We start from the raw sequence: 19,099 nt of genomic DNA, 5'->3' as shown, positions 1-19,099 counted from the left end.
CGACGAAGGCGGCTATTCCTTTTTGACCGGGATGTGGACCCTTAGGCCTTCTTCCTGCGAATCACGAGCAGTGCGCCGGTGGCGAGCAGCACCAGGGCCAGGGGCAGCAGCCCGGCGTCGGCTCCGGTGTTGGCGAGCGTCTGCTGTCCGGTGGCCGTGTTTCCGTTGGCCATGCCTGCGTTCGCCTTGGCTGCCGTGCTCTCCGATGCTGCGGCGCCGGTGGTCAGCGAACCCGCAGGCAGGATGGCCGTGGCCGGTGCGTTGGTTCCGGTTCCGGTGCCTTCGGTGCCGGAACCCGCCGTGCCGGCGCCTGTTGTGGCTCCGCCGGTCGTATCGGTGCCGGTTCCGCTGCCTTCGGTTCCGGTACCCGCCGCGCCGGTGCCGTCAGTGCTGGTGCCGCCAGTATCTGTTCCATCGGTCCCGGTGCCGCCGGTATCTGTTCCATCACCGGGGGCCGTGCCGGAACCCGTTCCGTCACCCGGATCGGTAGCAGGCGGCGTGGTCTCAGTTCCTGTGCCCAGTCCGATTCCCAGATCAACGCCCAGGTCCACAGTCGTGTCGGTTCCCGTGCCGAGCCCGAGGTCGACAGTGCCGTCAGCACCGGTTCCCAGTGAACCTGTGTTACCGAGGTTGAGGTCGACGACGGCGGTCAGGTCAGGGATGGTGGTGCCGGTTCCCGTTCCGTTGGTGTTGCCCAGGTTGACGTCGACCAGGGCGGTGGCGTCGGTGGCGGGAACAACGGTGTCGGTACCCGCCACGTGGGTGTTGCCGAGGTTGACGTCGGCCAGGGCGGTGGCGTCGGTGGCGGGAACAACGGTGTCCGTTCCTGCTACGGCGGTGTTGCCGAGGTTGACGTTTGCGGCGGCCGTCACATCCGTAGCCGGAACGGTGGTGTCGGTTCCTGCTACCGGGGTGTTGCCGAGGTTGACGTCGACCAGGGCGGTGGCGTCAGCGGCAGGAGCGGTGGTGTCGGTTCCGGTGACGGCGGTGTTGCCGAGGTTGACGTTTGCGGCGGCCGTCACATCCGTAGCCGGAACGGTGGTGTCGGTTCCTGCTACCGGGGTGTTGCCGAGGTTGACGTCGACCAGGGCGGTGGCGTCAGCGGCCGGAACGGTGGTGTCGGTTCCGGTGAGGGCGGTGTTGCCGAGGTTGATGTCTGCGGCGGCCGTCACATCCGTAGCCGGAACGGTGGTGTCGGTTCCGGTCACGGTCGTGTTGCCGAGGTTGACGTCGACCAGGGCGGTGGCGTCCGCGGCCGGAAGGGTGGTGTCGGTCCCGGTCACGGTCGTGTTGCCGAGGTTGACGTCGACCAGGGCGGTGGCGTCCGCGGCCGGAACGGTGGTGTCCGTCCCGGCCTGGGTGGTGTTGCCGAGGTTGACGTCGACCAGTGCGGTGGCGTCCGTGGCCGGAAGGGTGGTGTCGGTTCCGGTCACGGTCGTGTTGCCGAGGTTGACGTCGACCAGTGCCGTCGCCGCCGGTGCCACGGCGGCAGTGCTGCCGCTTGAGGTTCCGGTGCTGAGGTCGAGGTCGGCGTTAACGCTGACAGTGGAAGAATTCGACGGCGCTGGGCCACCCAGCAGACCCAGCGACGTCGAAGCATTGAGGTCCGCCGAAGCGGTTTCGGCCGCGATGTCGACCGCGCCCGTGGCAGTGGTGTCCGCGCTCGCCGCGGTAGCGCCGAGGGCCAATAGCCCTCCGGCAAAGAGGGTGCCTAATAGGCCCCTGCGAACTGTCTGGTGCATTGCGATGTCTCCTGAAAAGTTGTTGTCAGGTGCTCATGGCAACCTGATTGGCCGTGTGTCTGCCGCAGGGAGGCAGAAGGGGCCCAACTAGTCAGGACGGGAGCCGGGGTCGTTGGCCACCGGCGAAGGAACATGCTGAAGGGGTCCGCTGACGGGGACAAATCCCATGAGCGGCAGGTATTCGAAGGAGCTGTTTAGCCAGGCGGCCGAAGCAGAGGGGCCGCCGGAGGATGTGCCGCTGCCCGAGCCTGAGGCCGGAGCCGGAAGCAGCGCCTCGGGCGTTGGCGTGCGGTCCCCACCGGACGGTGAGTCTCCGCCGGCAGGAATCTTCGGGGCAGGCCCCGCTGGCGCGGCCGCCTTTGGCGCGACCACTTGGCTGTGATGAGCCGGCGATCCGAGGGCAGGCTGAACGGCCGGCGCAGACGCTGCAGAGGGCGCGGCGAGGATGCCTGCGACCCCTGGGCTTGCGTAAATTCGGCCCGTTTCAGCGAGACCAGCTGCGGTGAGCCGATCTGGAACGGCGACAGTCCCTGTGAGGGCATCCGCGAGCGGCTCAATGATTGGATCCGCTAGAGGAAGTATCTGCGTGAGCACGTCCGTGACCGGGCCAACGGGAAGCTCGACAGGCAGGGCGTCGGTGACCGGGCTCACGGCGTCGGTTACGGGTGCCACAATCCCGGCCACCGGCTTCAGGGCTGTCTCGCCCGCGTCCGTTAGCGTTTCATCAGCAATGGCCACCACGGGATCCGTAACCCCGGCCACGGTGTCATCGGGAAGCGCTCCTCCGAGCGGCAGTTCGCCCAAGGCGGCGTCGAGAGGCTCAACAATGTCCGCCACCACCGGGGCAACCACGGCCGCAGGCGTGGGCGCCGCAGGCGCGGCAGGGACGGGAGTCACAGCTGGAGGCGCAACAATCGACGGTTGTTCGGCCGGTGCCGGCGCAAGCGTCGCTGGCAAAGGTTCCGGGATGGCAGCCGGATCGACAGCCGGAGGCGGCGGCGGTGCTACGTCCGGCGTCTGCTGGGCGGCGGCGCGGGTTGCGTGGGCGGTGGAGGAGACCAGCGTGCCAACGCCGCCTGCCACATTGCCAGCACTGCCGTTGACCGAGGAGAGAGCCGACGAAATGGTGCTGCCGAGGGAGTCAGATTGCGGGGAATTGTCGGCGTCCGCGGCTGGGGCGGATACAGCTAGCCATGCGACTGCAGCGGCGCCGGCCAACAGAACAGGACGCAAAGGGCGCAGCACGGACCGCGACAAAGACGCGATGGTCATGCTTAACACCCCCCGAGCTCACCGAATCAATCGACGACCGTCTTCAGCCTAAGCCTGCCTCAAAGTGAGAGTCCAGAGCCGGAGGCAATAATTCTTTCGATTCGAGTAAGGTAGGCAGGCCTGTTCAGTGTGCATCATTGGGATACGCGACACCGAGCTGCGCGCGGACTCCATCGAACAGCCGCATCGTATTTAGCGAGTCCTCGAGGGGCATGACCGGGCTCTCGGTGAGGCCCTGCTGGAGGCAGCGCGTCACCTCACGAAGCTCGTACGTATAGCCCCGGCCCATCACCTCGAAGTGTTCCGTCCGCGGCGTCTCCTGCCCGATCCCCACCACCAGCTTCTTGGGGTTGTTGATCGAGCCGAGAGTCTGCAGGTACCCCAGGCTGCCGGCAACAGTCGCGCTGCGGGGGCCGTGCGCGAGCAGGGACGAAGTGAGCTGTGCCTGCGCGCCGTGATGGTAACCCAGCGTGAGCGCGTTCTGGGCGTCCACGCCGTCGTCGTTCAAAGTGCCCATGGCACTGACCGTCTGCGGGAAACCCAAGGTGCCAAGGGCCCACAGCAGCGGGTAAACGGTGATGTCGAGGAGTGCACCGCCGCCGTCCTGCACAGCCCAGAGCCTTGCCGTGGGGGAGTAAGGCGCCGGAAAGCCAAGGTCGGCCGTGACCCACTGGACGGTTCCAAGTTCGCCGGAATGCGCGATCTCAAACGCCCTCTGCATGCTGGGCAGGAACCGGCTCCACACGGCTTCCATGAGGAACAGCTTCTTTTCACGTGCCACCTTGATCAGCTCGGCAGCTTCGCGGGCATTGATGGTGAACGCCTTTTCGCAAAGAACATGCTTACCTGCGCGGAGCGCAGCCAGGACAACCCGGTGGTGCTGGGCGTGCGGCGTTGCCACGTAGACGACGTCCACCGCGTCATCGGCGAGGAGCCTTTCATAACCGGGCTGTCCGCCGTCGTCCCCGTACGCCACGGCAAAGCCGAACTCGCCTGCAAACGCGTCCGCGGTGTGCTGCGCGCGGGAGCTGACGGCGTAAAGTTCCGCATCTTCCAGAAGGGCCAGGTCCTGCGACACCAGGGATGCGATCCGACCCGTGGCGATGACACCCCACCGCAGCCTGCGGCCGGTGGCGGCAAGGGGATCCTGGTTGGGCTGGGTGAAGAGCCATGGCTTGGCGATCGGTGACGTCATGACGCCATCCTCTCACCCGGCTGAGGGAGGGTTGGGTAAAACACCGCGAGAGGTGAGGGATGGTGAGGTAAAAACCTGCGAGAGGTGAGGGAGGGTTTCTGGCCCGCCCCCACCTTCCGCGTTAACCCCGACGGCGGTTCCCCCTGGACTGCGGGCTCTAGACGGCTGCCGGTTCTGCAGTGCGGCCGCGGACGGTTTCCTCCGTGAGCTTGCCCTGCTGCAGCCGGAACCTGCGGTCCGTCTTGTTGGCGAGCGTGCGGTCGTGGGTGACCACGAGGATGGTGGTGTTGTGGTCCCGGCTGAGGGAACTGAGCAGTTCGATGATGTGGTCGCCGGTCTGCTCATCCAGGTTGCCCGTGGGCTCGTCGGCGAGGATCAGCTTCGGCTTGTTGGCGAGGGCCCGGGCAATCGCCACGCGCTGCTGCTCGCCGCCGGAGAGACGGTTGATGCGGCGGCCGTGTTTGTCGGGGTCGAGCTGCACCTGCTCCAGCAGCGCCCGCGCCCGTTCAGCCCTGGCGGACTTCCGCATGCCGGCGAACTCCATGGGCAGCATGACGTTGTCCAGTGCGGAGAGGTTGGGGACCAGGTTGAATTGCTGGAACACGAATCCGATGTCCCGGCGCCGGTATTCGGTCAGCTTGCCGTCGGGCATGCCCGCCAGGCTGACGCCATTGACGACGACGTCTCCGCTGGTGGGCTTGTCGAGGGCACCCAGGAGGGACAGGAGTGTGCTCTTGCCGCTGCCGCTCTTGCCCACGATGGACGCCAGTGTGCCCTGCTCCAGTTCGAAGCTGACGCCGTTGACCGGCTTGATGGTCCGGTCGCCGGACTTGAACGTGCGGACAAGATCCTTGACTTCAATCATGGCTATTCTCCTCGGAGGACTTCGATGGGGCGGATGCGGGCGGTGAGCAGGGCCGGAACCAGCGCGCCGATGATGGCGACGCCGAACACTGCGGCGATGCCGGCGGCAAGGATGCCGGGAGACACGCTGGCCGTGACGGAGGTCAGCAGCTGGGACGCGCCGCCGAACGGGCCGCCCTGTCCGCCCTGGAACTGTCCGCCCGGGAATACTCCGCCAGCCCCCGCGAACCCGCCGCCGCGCTGGCCGGCGGGGGCCGCCGTCGTACTGGTGCTGGAGCTGACCAGGGCGGAGGCGATGCCGCCGCTGGCGAAGGAGGCGATGACGGCTCCCACCACGCTGCCGAGGGCCACCAGGACCAGAGCCTCGAGCACGAACTGCAGCCCGATGGTCCGGTTCGGTGCGCCGATGGCTTTGAGGACGCCGATTTCGCGGCGGCGCTCGCGGACCAGCATGACCATGATCAGCAGGATGATCAGCCCCGCGGTGCCCAGTGCGGCGATGAAGGCCACCATGGAGATGTTCTTGACGCTGCCCAGGGAGGTGACGGCGGTTTCGAGGTTGCGCTGGCCCTGGGTGACGTCGGCCTTGTCGGTGCCGAGTGCGTTCTGGAGTGCTGTCTTGGCGGTCTCAACGTTCTCCATGCTGTCCACGGTGACGATCATCGTGGACAGTTCGCCGGGCAGCTCGGCCAGCGTTTGGGCCGTGGGGAGCGTGACGTAGAGGGCGTTGTTGCCGAACGCGGTGCCGGCGTCGAACAGGCCGGCGACGGTGAAGGTCTTGCTGTTGATCGTGAAGGTAGAGCCGACCTTGAGGTTGTTCTTCTCGGCGAGCGTGGTGCCCAGCAGCGCCTTGGTGGATTCCTTGGTGTAGTCACCCAGGCCGGTGCCCGAGGTCAGTTCCAGCGCCTTGCCAGTGCTGTCCACCTCCGCGCCGGTGCCGGTGGCAGTGATCGGAAGGGACCGCGCAGGCTGGGCGGTGCCGGTGGTTCCGTTTGTCCCGGTGGTTCCGGTGCTGTCCTGGTTGCGTGCGCCGAGCGTTCCGGCGTCGACGGCGGCCGTGAGGCTGGTGGTCAGCGTGGTGGTCTGGCCACCGGGGCCGCCGCCCTGCCCGCCGCCCGGGCCGGCCTGCGTTCCGGCCGCCGCCTGTGCTGCGGCCTCGGTTGCATTGCGCAGCCGCAACGCTTTGGTTCCGACGACGGCGGTCACGTTTGGAACGTCCGCGGCGGTTGCTGCCTGCTCGGCGGTGAGCGGCTCGCCGCCGCCTTCGAAGCCCTGGCCGCCGGCCGGGTTCACCGTCAGCACGGTGCCCACCGAAGCGTTCAGCTCCTGGACTTTGGCGCCGACCGCCTGGTTGGCCACCAGCATGGCCAGGGCCAGGCCGATCGCGACAGCCAGCACGGTCACAACGGCGGCTGTTCGGACCTTGTTTCTAAACGCATTGCCTACACTTCGGGCGAGGACGCTCACTGCACTCCTTGGGATCACATGCCGGGGGATTGGCCGGCTTCGGATTCCACACTGGTGCCCGCTGCTGTGCGGGAAACGGGCCGGACCTATGTTTCCGCTGTGAAGCCGTGGCGACGGTGGGGGCGGCAGGAGGTGAGGAAGCGTGGGGGTGGGGGCGGCAGGAGGTGAGGAAGCGTTGGGTGGCGGCAACGGAAGAGCCCCGGCCCTCCTTCGTGAACTGGTCACTCGGGGGAGCCGGGGCTCTGTGGTGTCTGCGGTGTTACTTGGTGATCGGGCCGAGAACCGGATCGTCCACGTAGGCCGTCTTGACGTTTTCCTTGGTCACGATGACCGGCTCCAGCAGGTAGGCCGGAACGGTCTTGACCTTGTTGTTGTAGGACTTGTCGTCGTTGATCTCAGGCGTCTTGCCGGCCTGGATGTCCTTGACCATGACGATCGAGTGCTCAACGAGCTTGCGGGTGTCCTTGTTGATGGTGGAGTACTGCTCGCCGGCCATGATGGACTTGACCGATTCAACCTCGGAGTCCTGTCCAGTGACCACCGGAAGCGGCTTGCCGGCCGCCTTGACGGCGGTCAGTACCGCACGGGCCAGGGTGTCGTTCGGGGACAGCACGCCGTCCAGCGACGCGGAGGTGTAGCTGCCGGTCAGGAGCGTGTCTGCACGGCGCTGGGCGTTTTCGGCCTTCCAGCCCTGGGTGACAGCCTGTTCGAAGGACTTCTGGCCGGAGAGCACCTTCAGCGTGCCGTCGTCGATCTTCGGCTGCAGGACGCTCATGGCACCGTCGAAGAAGACCTTGGCGTTGGCATCGTCAGGGGAGCCCGCGAAGAGCTCGATGTTGTACGGGCCCTCCGGCTTCTTGGCCTTCATGCCATCCAGCAGCGCCTTGCCCTGCAGCTCGCCCACCTTGAAGTTGTCGTAGGCCACGTAGTAGTCCACGTTCTCGGTGTTCAGCAGCAGGCGGTCGTAGGCGATGATGGTGGCGCCGGCGTCCTTGGCCTGCTTCAGCTGGGTGCCCAGCTGGGCGCCGTCGATCGCGCCGACGATGATGACCTTGGCGCCCTTGGTGATCATGGCGCTGATCTGGTTCTGCTGCTCCGAGACGCCGCCGTTGGCGAACTGCACGTCCGGCTTGAAGCCGGCCTCGCTGAGGCCGTCGTTGAACAGCTTCTCCGCCAGGACCCAGTTCTCGCTGGTCTTCTGGGGAAGTGCGACGCCGATTGAGGAGTCCTTGGGGAACGCCTCCCCGCCGCCGGTGCCGCCGCCCGTGGTTCCTGACTCGGAACGGCCGCAGGCTGTCAGCGCCAGTGCCGCAATGGCAGCGATTGCTGCCGCCTTTCCTGCCTTACCAATCATTCGCATTTGCTCGGTTCACTTTCTTTAGGGGTGGGAAAAACATCCGGGGAGCGGGCGGTGCTCAGGCTTCCCGGGAGATGGTTTCCTTGGTGGAGGTCACTTCGTCGGGCTGGAGCGGGGTGCCTCCGCTGGGGCGGTTGAAGTTCTGGGTCAGCATGCCGATGATGGAGCGCTTGCCCTGGCTCTTGTTGTAGACGTCGAACGCGACGGCGATCAGCAGCACCAGGCCCTTGATGATCTGGGTCAGGTCGGCGCCGACGCCGAGCAGCTGCAGGCCGTTATTCAGGACAGCCATGACCAGGCCGCCGACGATCGAGCCGATCACGGTGCCCACGCCGCCGGTGACCGCGGCGCCGCCTATGAACACGGCCGCGATGGCGTCAAGTTCCCAGCCCACGCCGTCGAACGGTCCGGAGGCTGTGGAGCGGCCGACGAAGATCATGCCGGCGAGGCCGGCCAGGATGGCCATGTTCATCATGACCATGAAGTTGACCTTCTTGGACTGGACGCCGGAGAGTTCGGCCGCGTGGCGGTTGCCGCCCACGGCGTAGATGTGGCGGCCGACGACCGTCTTGGAGGCGATGAAGCCGTAGACCAGGACCATGACGGCCAGGATGAGGCCGGGGATGGGGAAGGACGTGCCGGGGCGGCCGGTGGCGAACAGGTAGGTGGCGTAGAGGATGGCGCCGCAGACCAGGATCAGCTTGGTGGCCACCACCCAGCCCTCGGGGACCTCCGCGCCGAGGGCCTTCGCTGTGCGGCGGTTGCGCAGTTCGCTGAAGACCACGAACGCGACGGCGAGCAGGCCCAGCAGCAGCGTCAGGTTGTTGAAGCCGGTGTTCGGGCCGACCTCCGGAAGGTAGCCGGAGCCGATGTACTGGAAGTCCGAGGGGACGGGGATGGTGTTGGACTTGCCGACGAACTGGTTGAAACCGCGGAACAGCAGCATGCCGGCCAGCGTGACGATGAACGCGGGGATGCCCACGTAGGCCGTCCAGAACCCTTGCCAGGCTCCGATCAGCGCACCAAGCGCGAGGCCCAGCAGGATGCCCGCGTACCAGGGGATTCCCCAGTCCCGGATGGCCAGGGCCACCGTGACGCCGACGAAGGCCGCGACGGAACCGACTGACAGGTCGATGTGGCCGGCAATGATCACCAGCACCATGCCGATGGCCAGGATCAGGATGTAGGAGTTGCCGTTGAAGAGGTTGATCACGTTGCCCGGCGTCAGCGTGCGGCCGTCGGTGGCGATTTGGAAGAAAATGATCAGCGCCACCAGGGCGAAGATCATGCCGAATTGACGGGTGTTGCCGCCAAAGAGCTTCTTGAGCGCGTTCATTTGTCAGTCCTTGTTCTGGAAGGGTCTGGAGGGTTCCAGAGGGTCAGGCGGCTTTGCGGTTGGAGGTCATGAGTTTCATGAGGCTTTCCTGGCTGGCCTCCTCCTTGTTCAGGACACCTGTGATGGCGCCTTCGAAGATCGTGTAGATGCGGTCGGAGAGACCGAGCAGTTCGGGGAGTTCGGAGGAGATCACGATGACGCCCTTGCCCTGGTTGGCCAGCTGCTGGATGATCCCGTAGATCTCGTACTTTGCGCCGACGTCGATGCCGCGGGTGGGTTCGTCCAGGATCAGCAGGTCGGGGTCGGTGAACATCCACTTGGCCAGGACCACCTTCTGCTGGTTGCCGCCGGACAGCTTGGCCACGCCCTCCTCCACGGACGGCGTCTTGGTCCGCAGGGATTTGCGGTACTGCTCCGCGATGGTGAATTCCTTGTTGGCGTCCACCACCAGGCGCTTGCTGATCTTCTTCAGCGCCGCGGAGACCGTGGTGGTCTTGATGTCATCCAGCAGGTTCAGCCCGAGCGACTTGCGGTCCTCGGTGACGTAGCCCAGGCCGGCGTCGATGGCCTGCCTGACGTTCTTGAGGTGGAGTTCCTTGCCGTCCTTGTAGATCCGGCCGCTGATGAAGCGGCCGTAGGAGCGGCCGAAGACGGACCGTGCGAGCTCGGTCCGGCCGGCGCCCATCAGCCCGGCGAAGCCAACGATCTCGCCGCGGCGGACGAAGAAGTTGGAGCCCTTGCAGACCAGGCGGTCCTGGACCTGCGGGTGGCCCACCGTCCAGTCCTTGACCTCGAACAGGACCTCCCCGATCTTGGGCTCGTGGTCCGGGAACCGGGATTCCAGGGTGCGCCCCACCATGCCCTTGATGATGCGGTCCTCGTCCACGCCGTCGGCCTTGACGTTGAGCGTCTCGATGGACTTGCCGTCGCGGATGATGGTGATGGAGTCCGCGATCTGCTCGATCTCGTTGAGCTTGTGGGAAATGATGATCGAGGTGATGCCGCGGCCTTTCAGGCCCAGGATCAGGTCCAGCAGGTGCTGGGAGTCGGATTCGTTCAGTGCCGCCGTGGGCTCGTCGAGGATGAGGAGCTTCACGGACTTGTTCAGCGCCTTGGCGATTTCCACCAGCTGCTGCTTGCCGACGCCGATCTCCTTGATCGGGGTGTCCGGGTCCTCGCGCAGGCCCACCCGGGCCAACAGCTCACGGGACCGGGTGCGGGCCTCGGCCCAGTCGATCACGCCCCGCTTGACCGGTTCGTTGCCCAGGAAGATGTTCTCCGTGATGGAGAGTTCCGGGATGAGGGCCAGCTCCTGGTGGATGATCACGATGCCGGCATGTTCGCTGGCCCGGATGTCCTTGAACTGCTGCACCTCGTTCTGGTACACGATGTCGCCGCTGTAGCTGCCGTAGGGGTACACGCCGGAGAGCACCTTCATGAGGGTGGACTTGCCGGCGCCGTTCTCCCCGCAGATCGCGTGGATTTCGCCGGCCTTCACCCGAAGGTTCACATCGGACAAGGCTTTAACACCGGGGAATTCCTTGGTGATGGAGCGCATCTCCAGGAGAACCGGTTCGCTCTGCGTGTTGAGGGACGTCATTTGCCCTTACGCCTCCAATGCATTGACTTCGTTGTCTCCCCTGCAAGTCACAGGGGCCGTCTGATGAAAAAAGTAGATGGAGCATGCCGTTGTCGTCAAGTCTTTAACGCAACGGCGGGATAACGAAACGCTACGTGCGCCGGATTCCTGCGTGCTGGAAGACCAGCGAGGCGGCGCCCAGGGCCTCGGCCCGGTCGTTCAGCGAGGACATGGTCAGGGTGGTGGTTTCCCCGACGACCGGCACGGCGTGCCGCACCAGCCCGCGCCGGATCGGGTCCAGGAGGATGTCGCCCAGCCCCGCCAGCGGACCGCCCACCACAATCACCTCGGGATTGATCAGGTTCGCCACGTTCCCCAGCGCGCGTCCCACAGCCAGGCCGGCGTCGTCCACTACGCGCAGGGTGGCGGCGTCCCTCGCGAGTGCCTTGCGGACGATGTCCTCGGGCGTGAGCGGCCGCTCCTCGCCCCGGCTCAGCAGTTCGATCATGGTGGTGGTGGAGGCGATGGTTTCCAGGCATCCCCGGTTGCCGCAGCGGCAGATCAGGCCGTGTTCGTGGATGGTCGCATGCCCGATTTCGCCCGTGATGCCGACGTTGCCGTAGAAGGGGTTGCCGTTGAGGATCAGCCCCGCGCCGATGCCCGAACCGATCTTCATGAACAGCAGGTTGCTGACGCCGCTGTGGGGTCCCCACGTGACCTCGGACAGGGCACCCAAATTCGAGTCGTTGTCAATGAATATGGGGAACTGGAACGCCTCTTCGAGGCGCTCCAGGATGTCGATGCCCACCCATTCGGGAAGGATTGCCCCTTGGGCGACAGTGCTGGTCCGGTGGTCGGTGGGGCCGGGAATTCCGACGCCGGCACCCACCACTGCGCTGCGCTCCACCCCGCTGTCGGCCAGCAGTTTGTCCAGCAGTGCGACGGCGGCCTGGATGCCCTGCTCGGCCTGGTGGCCGAGGGGCAGGAGGACGGATTCTTCGGCGATGATGTGGTAGCTGAGCGAGGCAAGAACCACCCTCAGGTGCCGCCGGCCAAAGTCGATGCCCACCGCCACGGCGCCGTTGCTGTTCAGCCGGACGTTGAGCGCCCGCCGTCCGGAACTGGTGGTCGGCTCGGTGGATGCGAGCCCCGAATCCTGCATGATTTTGACGATGTTGGACACCGTCGCCGTGGAGAGTCCCGTCTGCCGCGCCAGTTCCGCCTGGGTCGAGGGGCCGTTCAGGAGACACTCGATGATGCGCTGCTGGTTCAGGCTCCTGAGGGCCGATTGCGACCCGGGGTTTTTGGTTCGGCTCCTCGTTGAGCTCGATGGTGAGGGCATGAAATGAACATTGCACCATTCCTGCCCTTGTAGTCAAGAAGTTAACGCAATACCCCAGCATCTGGACGAATAACTCGTGGCGGGCGATCCATCCCGCAGAGCGTGCGGGACGGTGCAAATGGACCGGATCGGGGGCCGCCGCCGCAGATACGCTGAAGGAAACGGCGCCCGGTGCTGGGCGGGGCATCCACGAAGACTTGAGGTGATCACGGTGAAGCTGGCGCTGATGCAGGCGAACTCCAGTGTTTTGGACATCGAGCGGAACTGCGCCGCCATTGACCGGGCGGCGCGGACGGCCGCGGAAGCTGGCGCCGGGGCGTTGCTGACCCCCGAGCTTTTCCCGGTGGGCTACGCCCCGCTGCGTGTCCGGGCCGAGCTGGACCCCGGGACCCTGCCCGGCCTCCGGCGGACTCTGGCAGGCATCGCCGCCAAGCACCGGACTGCCCTCGTCTACAGCCTGCCCGCTGTTGCGCCCGGTGGCGAGTGGCAGATCACCGCGACAGTCCTGGACCACGCCGGTAACGAATTGCTCAGCTACGCCAAGGTCCACCTTTTTGGCCCGGAGGAGCGCAAAGCGTTCAGCCCCGCGGAAGCAGCCCCCGCCGTCGTCGATCTGGGTGGCCTCAAAGCCTCGCTGGCCATCTGCTACGACGTGGAGTTTCCGGAGACAGTGCGCGCGGCCGCCGCGGCGGGCGCCGACCTGCTCCTTGTCCCCACCGCACTGGCCCACGGCTTCGATTCGGTTCCGCAGGTGCTGCTGCGGGCCCGGGCGCTGGAGAGCCAGCTGACAGTGGCCTACGCCAACCACTCCGGACAGGAGGACGGCTGCACCTTCCTGGGCGGGAGCGTCATTGCCGGACCGGACGGCGAACTGCTGGCCTCTGCTGGTCGCGGCGAGGAGCTTGTGTATGCCGAGGTCAGCGCCGAAGCGGCCCGCCGGGCGCGGGACGCCGTGCCCTACCTGCGCGAACGGCGGCCCGACGTCTACCGGGCCTGGGAAAAGCCCGGCGCCGCAAAGCCTTCGCAGGACTAAGCGCCGGCCTGCAGCTCGTCCACGTACTGCAGCGCAATCCAGAGTTCGGCCCGCACCTGCGCCTGGTTCAGGTCGGTGTCCAACAGCTCGGCCACCGCATTGATCTGCCGGCGGACGCTGTTGCGGTGGAGGCCCAGCGCTTTGGCGGTGGCATCCCAGTTACCGTTCTCGCCGAGCCATGCCTTCAGCACGGACAGCTGGGCGGTTCGGCGTTCGCTGTCCTGGCTGAGCACCGGCTCCAGCAGCCGGCCGGCCAGCATCGTTCCGGCTTCCTGGCCGAGCAGTCCGGCGACCGTCCACGTCACTTCGCCCACCCGCGCGCTCTTGCCGGTGGTCTGGACGCGCTGCCGCAGTGCCGTCACCCGCTGGTAGGCGCTGCTCAGGTCCGTGAGCTCGCTGGGGTCCCCGATGACCAGCCGCCACCCCAGCTTTTCGACTTCGGCCAGCAGCGCATCGTCCACCCTGAGCCGGGTGATCGCAGCGAAGCCGTAGTCCGTGAGCTCCACGAGTTTGGTGTCGAACAGGCGGCGCCACTGCAGCAGCTCACGGACCGGGCTCTCGCCGGCGCGTCCGGCGGCCTTGTCCGGCCGGATGCCCTGCACGGCACCGGCTACCTGCGCCCCGGCGCCTTCATGTCCGGTGTCTTGAATTCCGGCGCCCTGGGCTCCAATGTGCTGCGCTGCCCGGACTCCCTGCACAACGCGCAGCTGGGCGGACCGCGTGGAGGACGTACTCTGGGCCAGCAGGTCACGGAGTCCGTTGATGTGCCGCGCCCCGCCGGCGGACAGGCTGTCCGGGTGCAGCAGCAGGGACGTTGCCAGCTGGCTCGGCGCCAGCGATCCGCTGGTCCGCTGCCGGACCAGGAGCTCCAGGAGCCCGACGGCGGAGGAGACCACGCTGTTCTGCGCGGGCGTTAGCGGGGCGTCAGTGCCCAGCACCAGCGCGCCGAGGTTGGCATCGCGCGCACTCCGCAGCGGATGCCCGAACACGAGACCGGACCCCGGGCGGTCCAGGGAATCCATCTCGACGCGCGGACCGCTTCCGCCCAGGAGCCGGCCCAGCAGCGGCTGCAGCGCGGCAACCTCGACGCCGGAGCCTGCCCGGGCGCGCACCCGGCCGTCCGCGCCGATGAGCATGGCCCACACCGGAACCCGCTGGGCGAGGGCTGCGAGCAGTTCGTGTTCGGGCCTGGCGGACAGGACAGCACGCATCAGCTGCCGGTTGGTGTCCGCGAGGTGCCGGAACAGTTTGGCGTTGTCCGACTCGAGGAGCCGGGAAAACTCCAGGCCAATGGCGGCGAACGGGATGGTGCTCGGCACCTGCAGGAGGGTCAGGTTGTGCCGGACGCAGGCGGCCACCACGGTCTCCGGGACGGAGCTGAAGTACGGCTCGAGGCCGAAGCCGAGTGCCACGACTCCGGCCTTCACCAGGCGCCGGACGTAGGCGTCGACGGCGGCCGCGTCACCTGCGGCGCTCATCGCACCGTCACCCGCGGCGCAGGCTGGTACGGCATCTGCGGCGCCCATCGCACCGTCTTCCGCACCCTCACTGGCCGCGCGGCCGCCTGCGCCCCGGTCCGCCGTCCCGCCTGCGCCGGCCACGAAGGGCAGGCCCGCCGTGAGGAGGAACTCGCCGTCGAGCAGGTAGGGCGTGGGGTCCTCCAGCTCACTCGGCTCAACCCACCGCAGCACGCCGGAGCCGTTGCCGCCGTCGTGAACCAGCTCCAGCCCGGCGGGCAGCCGCGCCAGGAGCTGGTCGAGGGTGACACCGCCCTGATGTTCAGCGGCCGAACCGGCGGCGGAAGGGGTGTCGCCGGTGCCGCCGGGCGCACCGGCCTGTTGTGCATTACGTCCCATGCCAGAACACTCTAGGTCATTTTGCACAGCATTGAGAGGTGACTCACATGCCTAGGCTGGAGCGACGGAAAGCCCCCAACTACTCACGAACGGACGTCAATGATGACTGTGCCCACCCAAGCAGGACAGCGGCCTCCACTACAGGCCGGCCGCCCCGGACTGGCAGCCCAGCTGCTCCGCCGCAAGCCGATCGGGCAGATGGTGCAGGAAGCCGAGACGGGCCATGGCGGAACCCGGCTGGTGCGCAGCTTCGGGGTCCTGCAGCTGACGATGATCAGCGTGGGAGCCACCCTCGGCACCGGCATCCTGGTGATCCTGGGCGAGTCCGTGCCGCTGGCAGGGCCGGCCATCTGGATCTCGTTCGCCATCGCCGGCCTCGCCGCGCTGCTGTCCGCCGTGTCCTACGCCGAAATGGCCGGCATGGTGCCTGCCGCCGGATCCAGTTATTCCTACACGTACGCCACCATGGGGGAGGGCATGGCCTGGATCTGCGGCTGGTGCCTCGTGCTCGAATACGCCGTCTCCGTTGCGGCGGTGGCCGTGGGCGCGGGACAGTACGTCAACGAAACCCTGGCGGTCTTCGGGCAGGTGCTGCCGGATGCGGTGTCACAGCCTCCGGGCGACGGCGGCCTGGTGAACATTCCGGCCATGGTGATCGTGGTGCTGGCCATGGTTCTGCTGGTCCGCGGCGCCAAGGAAAGTGCGTGGATCAACACCGCGATCGTGGTGGTCAAGGTGGGCATCCTGGTCTTCTTCTGTGCCGTGGCCTTCACCGCCTTCAACGGCGGCCACTTCGAGCCGCTGCTGCCGATGGGGGCAGCCGGCGTCTCCGCCGCCGCCTCGCGGGTGTTCTTCTCCTACATCGGCTTCGACGCCGCCTCCACCGCGGGCGAGGAGGCCCGCAACCCGAAGCGAGACCTGCCCAGGGCCATCATGCTCTCCATGCTGATTGTCACCACTATCTACGTGCTGGTTGCCGTTGCAGCCATCGGCGCCCGCCCGTGGGGCTGGTTCGACGGCACCGAGGCCTCACTGGTGAAGATCCTTGAGGAAATCACCGGACAGCCGTGGATCGCTCTCGTGTTCGCCGTCGGAGCGGTCCTGGCCATCGCCAGCATTGTGCTCACCGTCCTCTACGGACAGACCCGCATCCTGCTCTCCATGTCCCGTGACGGACTGGTTCCCCGCGTCTTTGGCCGTGTCTCGCACCGGACCGGCACCCCGGTTGCCGGAACGTTGATCGTGGGAACCGCCGTCGCGCTCACTGCCGGGCTGGTCCCGCTCGGGGCGCTCGCCGACGCCACCAGCATCGGCACCCTGTTCGCGTTCGCCCTGGTGAACGTGGCAGTTCTCTACCTCCGCCGCACGCAGCCGGAGCTCCGGCGGACCTTCCGGGTTCCGCTGTTCCCGCTGACACCGATCCTGGGCGCGCTGATGTGCGTCTACCTGATGGCCAACCTGGGCGCTGACACATGGGTGACCTTCGGGGTCTGGATGCTCGTGGGCCTTGCCGCCTACTTCGGCTACGGCAGGCGGCACTCGCGGGTAGCCGCGCTGGGGCAGGAGGAATACCGTGAACTATCCGGCCGTGATTTTTCCCCAGCACCTGCATCCGCTGACCAGACAACCTTCCATCAGTAAAAAACACGAGACCACGGAGACAGACCTTCCATGACAACCGCTACCGAACTGCCGGCCTCTGACCCGTCCAGCGTGACCACCGCGCCAGGCCTGCCCGGTGCCGGGGTGCCGGACCAGGCCCCGGTGACCATGCTGAACCCGGACTTCCCCTTCAGCTACGACCACTACCTGTCCCACCCGGACGGACTGGGATCGGTCCCGCCGGAACTGTACGGCACCGAGGTCGCCGTGGTGGGCGCCGGGCTGTCCGGGCTGGTCACGGCGTACGAGCTGATGAAGCTCGGGCTGCGTCCGGTGCTGTATGAAGCGGACCAGCTTGGCGGACGCCTGCGCACCGCCAGCTTCCCGGCGGCTCCCGATGTGGTGGCAGACCTGGGCGGCATGCGGTTCCCGGTGTCCGGCAAGGCCTTCTACCACTACGTTGACCTGCTGGGGCTGGAAACGCAGGACTTCCCCAACCCCCTGGCCCCGGCAACTTCCAGCACCGTGATCGAGCTGGCAGGGCAGAAACACTACGCCAACACCTCCGCGGACCTGCCGCCCTTCTTCCGCGAAGTGGCCGACGCCTGGAAGGCCGCCGTGAACGACGGCGCGCAGTTCACGCAGATGCAGGAGGCCATCCGGGCGCGGGACACGGCCCGGATCAAGGAACTGTGGAACGAGCTTCTCCCGGAGCTCGACGAGGAGACCTTCTACGGCTTCATCGCCAGCAGCAACGCGTTCCGGAAGGCCGGCTTCGCGCACCGCGAGGCGTTCGGCCAGGTCGGCTTCGGCACCGGCGGCTGGGACACCGACTTCCCCAACTCGATCCTGGAAATCCTGCGCGTCGTGTACACCGACGCCGATGACCAGCACCGCCTCATCGCCGGGGGAGCGCAAAGGCTCCCGGAGGCACTGTGGCGGCACACGCCGTCGGGCATGGTGCACTGGCCGGAGGGGACGTCCCTGGCGTCCCTGCACTCCGGCTCGCCGCGCGGCGCCGTCGAACGGATCAGCCGCGACGCCGACGGCAACCTCCGCGTCCGTGAGCGGTGGGGGAGGGAAGCGTCCTACCCGGCCGTGGTCACCACCTGCCAGTCGTGGCTGCTGTCCACCCGGATCCATACGGAGGAGGCACTGTTCCCGGCCGAGCTGTGGACGGCGATCGAGCGCTCGCACTACATGCAGTCGTCCAAGACGTTCGTGATGGTGGACCGGCCGTTCTGGAAGGACATCGACCCGGAAACCGGCAGGGAGGTGCTGTCCATGACCCTGACGGACCGGCTCAACCGCGCCACCTACCTCTTGGACAACGGACCAGACCAGCCCGCCGTGATCCTGCTGTCCTACACGTGGAACGACGACGCGCTGAAGTGGCTGGCGCTCAACGCCGACGAACGCGTGGAGCTGATGCTGCACTCCCTCGAGCAGATCTACCCCGGCGTGGACATCGCCAGCCACATCGTGGGCCAGCCCATCACCGTCTCCTGGGAGGCCGACCCCAACTTCATGGGCGCCTTCAAGGCGAACCTGCCCGGCCACTACCGCTACCAGCAGCGGCTGTTCACGCACTTCAAGCAGGACAGGCTGCCGGAGAGCCAGCGCGGCATCTTCCTCGCCGGCGACGACGTCTCGTTCACCGCCGGCTGGGCCGAGGGCGCCGTGACCACGGGCCTGAACGCAGTGTGGGGCGTGGTGAACCACCTCGGCGGCTCCTCGGCACCCGGCAACCCCGGGCCCGGCGACCTGCTGGATGAACTGGGCCCGATCAGCCTGGACTAAGCCCGGGGCACCCAGCCAGGCAGCACGTCAGGGCGTTCCCGGCGCCGGGAACACCCTGTGCTGCGGCCTACCTGGGCGCGTGCATCTCCCGGTGCGCCTGGGCGAGGTCGCGGTAGTGCGCGGCATTGCCCTTCACGCCGTCGAACTCCTCATCGGTGAGTTCGCGGCGCACCTTGGCCGGGACCCCGGCCACCAGCGAGCGGGGCGGGACTACCGTCCCTTCCAGCACGACGGCGCCGGCCGCCACGAGCGAGCCGGCGCCGATCACTGCTCCATTCAGGATGGTGGCGCTCATGCCGATAAGGCAGTCGTCCTCGACGGTGCAGCCATGGACGACGGCGCTGTGCCCGACGCTGACACGGGCCCCGACGCTGCAGGGGAAGCCGGGGTCGGCGTGCAGCACCACGTTGTCCTGCAGGTTGCTGCCGGCGCCCACGGTGATGGCGGCGGTGTCCGCGCGGACCGAAACGCCGTAGAACGCGCTGGAATCCTCGGCGAGCGTGGCGCGGCCGATGACCGACGCCGTCGGCGCAACGAAAACGGAAGGGTGGATGTCCGGGGTGTCACCGGCAAAGGGGTAAATGGGAGCCATGCCCCCAAGCCTAGGACACCAATGACCCATCGGACCCGCCCGGCTGGCGCTCCCGCCGGAGT

The 19,099-nt window shown here is 67.1% G+C and carries 14 protein-coding genes; 3 read left to right on the top strand and 11 right to left on the bottom strand.

The window, feature by feature from the left end; genetic code table 11:
• Window positions 1–41: 41 nt before the first annotated feature.
• From BWQ92_RS04285 to BWQ92_RS04245, 9 genes are all read right to left on the bottom strand, one after another.
• Window positions 42–1,688 (bottom strand): beta strand repeat-containing protein, encoded by a 1,647-nt coding sequence (locus BWQ92_RS04285; protein WP_076798442.1) that lies wholly within the window; start codon window positions 1,686–1,688, stop codon window positions 42–44.
• A gap of 141 nt (window positions 1,689–1,829) precedes the next feature.
• Complete coding sequence (locus tag BWQ92_RS04280; protein ID WP_157365095.1) at window positions 1,830–3,014, bottom strand: hypothetical protein; 1,185 nt, start codon at window positions 3,012–3,014, stop codon at window positions 1,830–1,832.
• A 124-nt stretch (window positions 3,015–3,138) separates the two neighbouring features.
• On the bottom strand, window positions 3,139–4,209 hold the full coding sequence (locus tag BWQ92_RS04275; RefSeq protein WP_076798440.1) for a Gfo/Idh/MocA family protein: 1,071 nt from the start codon (window positions 4,207–4,209) through the stop codon (window positions 3,139–3,141).
• A 157-nt stretch (window positions 4,210–4,366) separates the two neighbouring features.
• Window positions 4,367–5,074: an ABC transporter ATP-binding protein gene (locus BWQ92_RS04270; protein WP_076798439.1), complete on the bottom strand. Its 708-nt coding sequence runs from the start codon at window positions 5,072–5,074 to the stop codon at window positions 4,367–4,369.
• A 2-nt stretch (window positions 5,075–5,076) separates the two neighbouring features.
• Window positions 5,077–6,540 (bottom strand): ABC transporter permease, encoded by a 1,464-nt coding sequence (locus BWQ92_RS04265; protein WP_076798438.1) that lies wholly within the window; start codon window positions 6,538–6,540, stop codon window positions 5,077–5,079.
• 259 nt (window positions 6,541–6,799) lie between these two features.
• Window positions 6,800–7,900, bottom strand: coding sequence for a substrate-binding domain-containing protein (locus BWQ92_RS04260; protein WP_076798437.1), 1,101 nt, complete (start codon window positions 7,898–7,900; stop codon window positions 6,800–6,802).
• A gap of 55 nt (window positions 7,901–7,955) precedes the next feature.
• A complete protein-coding gene (gene mmsB, locus BWQ92_RS04255) occupies window positions 7,956–9,233 on the bottom strand; it encodes a multiple monosaccharide ABC transporter permease (protein WP_076798436.1) in 1,278 nt (425 codons plus the stop codon).
• A gap of 43 nt (window positions 9,234–9,276) precedes the next feature.
• Window positions 9,277–10,833: a multiple monosaccharide ABC transporter ATP-binding protein gene (mmsA, locus tag BWQ92_RS04250; protein ID WP_076798435.1), complete on the bottom strand. Its 1,557-nt coding sequence runs from the start codon at window positions 10,831–10,833 to the stop codon at window positions 9,277–9,279.
• Window positions 10,834–10,963: 130 nt separating this feature from the next.
• Window positions 10,964–12,154 (bottom strand): ROK family transcriptional regulator, encoded by a 1,191-nt coding sequence (locus BWQ92_RS04245; protein WP_076798434.1) that lies wholly within the window; start codon window positions 12,152–12,154, stop codon window positions 10,964–10,966.
• A 211-nt stretch (window positions 12,155–12,365) separates the two neighbouring features.
• Between BWQ92_RS04245 and BWQ92_RS04240 the strand changes: the two genes are divergently transcribed.
• On the top strand, window positions 12,366–13,187 hold the full coding sequence (locus BWQ92_RS04240; RefSeq protein ID WP_442856760.1) for a nitrilase-related carbon-nitrogen hydrolase: 822 nt from the start codon (window positions 12,366–12,368) through the stop codon (window positions 13,185–13,187).
• Here BWQ92_RS04240 and BWQ92_RS04235 read toward each other — a convergent pair.
• Window positions 13,184–15,043, bottom strand: coding sequence for a PucR family transcriptional regulator (locus BWQ92_RS04235; RefSeq protein WP_076798433.1), 1,860 nt, complete (start codon window positions 15,041–15,043; stop codon window positions 13,184–13,186). The two genes, BWQ92_RS04240 and BWQ92_RS04235, sit on opposite strands and share 4 nt — an antisense overlap.
• Window positions 15,044–15,145: 102 nt before the next feature.
• Between BWQ92_RS04235 and BWQ92_RS04230 the strand changes: the two genes are divergently transcribed.
• Both BWQ92_RS04230 and BWQ92_RS04225 read left to right on the top strand, forming a co-directional pair.
• Window positions 15,146–16,684 (top strand): amino acid permease, encoded by a 1,539-nt coding sequence (locus BWQ92_RS04230; protein ID WP_076803504.1) that lies wholly within the window; start codon window positions 15,146–15,148, stop codon window positions 16,682–16,684.
• Between the two features lie 30 nt (window positions 16,685–16,714).
• The gene (locus tag BWQ92_RS04225) at window positions 16,715–18,445 is read left to right on the top strand and encodes a flavin monoamine oxidase family protein (RefSeq protein WP_172804240.1); all 1,731 of its coding nucleotides are present in this window, start codon (window positions 16,715–16,717) and stop codon (window positions 18,443–18,445) included.
• Window positions 18,446–18,512: 67 nt separating this feature from the next.
• Here the strand turns inward: BWQ92_RS04225 and BWQ92_RS04220 are convergent, their stop codons facing one another.
• Window positions 18,513–19,037, bottom strand: a complete 525-nt coding sequence (locus BWQ92_RS04220) for a gamma carbonic anhydrase family protein (RefSeq protein ID WP_076798432.1) — start codon at window positions 19,035–19,037, stop codon at window positions 18,513–18,515.
• Window positions 19,038–19,099 lie beyond the last annotated feature (62 nt).

It is taken from the genome of Arthrobacter sp. QXT-31, assembly GCF_001969265.1.
In the GTDB taxonomy this organism is placed as follows: Bacteria; Actinomycetota; Actinomycetes; order Actinomycetales; family Micrococcaceae; genus Arthrobacter.
This window is presented reverse-complemented; position numbering and strand designations above follow the sequence as displayed.

Coding starts and splice junctions, on each gene's coding strand:
- BWQ92_RS04225 (WP_172804240.1), top strand. CDS start 16,715: ATGACAACCGCTACCGAACTGCCGGCCTCTGACCCGTCCAGCGTGACC.
- BWQ92_RS04270 (WP_076798439.1), bottom strand. CDS start 5,074: ATGATTGAAGTCAAGGATCTTGTCCGCACGTTCAAGTCCGGCGACCGG.
- mmsB (WP_076798436.1), bottom strand. CDS start 9,233: ATGAACGCGCTCAAGAAGCTCTTTGGCGGCAACACCCGTCAATTCGGC.
- BWQ92_RS04220 (WP_076798432.1), bottom strand. CDS start 19,037: ATGGCTCCCATTTACCCCTTTGCCGGTGACACCCCGGACATCCACCCT.
- BWQ92_RS04230 (WP_076803504.1), top strand. CDS start 15,146: ATGACTGTGCCCACCCAAGCAGGACAGCGGCCTCCACTACAGGCCGGC.
- BWQ92_RS04235 (WP_076798433.1), bottom strand. CDS start 15,043: ATGGGACGTAATGCACAACAGGCCGGTGCGCCCGGCGGCACCGGCGAC.
- BWQ92_RS04275 (WP_076798440.1), bottom strand. CDS start 4,209: ATGACGTCACCGATCGCCAAGCCATGGCTCTTCACCCAGCCCAACCAG.
- BWQ92_RS04280 (WP_157365095.1), bottom strand. CDS start 3,014: ATGACCATCGCGTCTTTGTCGCGGTCCGTGCTGCGCCCTTTGCGTCCT.
- BWQ92_RS04260 (WP_076798437.1), bottom strand. CDS start 7,900: ATGCGAATGATTGGTAAGGCAGGAAAGGCGGCAGCAATCGCTGCCATT.
- mmsA (WP_076798435.1), bottom strand. CDS start 10,833: ATGACGTCCCTCAACACGCAGAGCGAACCGGTTCTCCTGGAGATGCGC.
- BWQ92_RS04245 (WP_076798434.1), bottom strand. CDS start 12,154: ATGCCCTCACCATCGAGCTCAACGAGGAGCCGAACCAAAAACCCCGGG.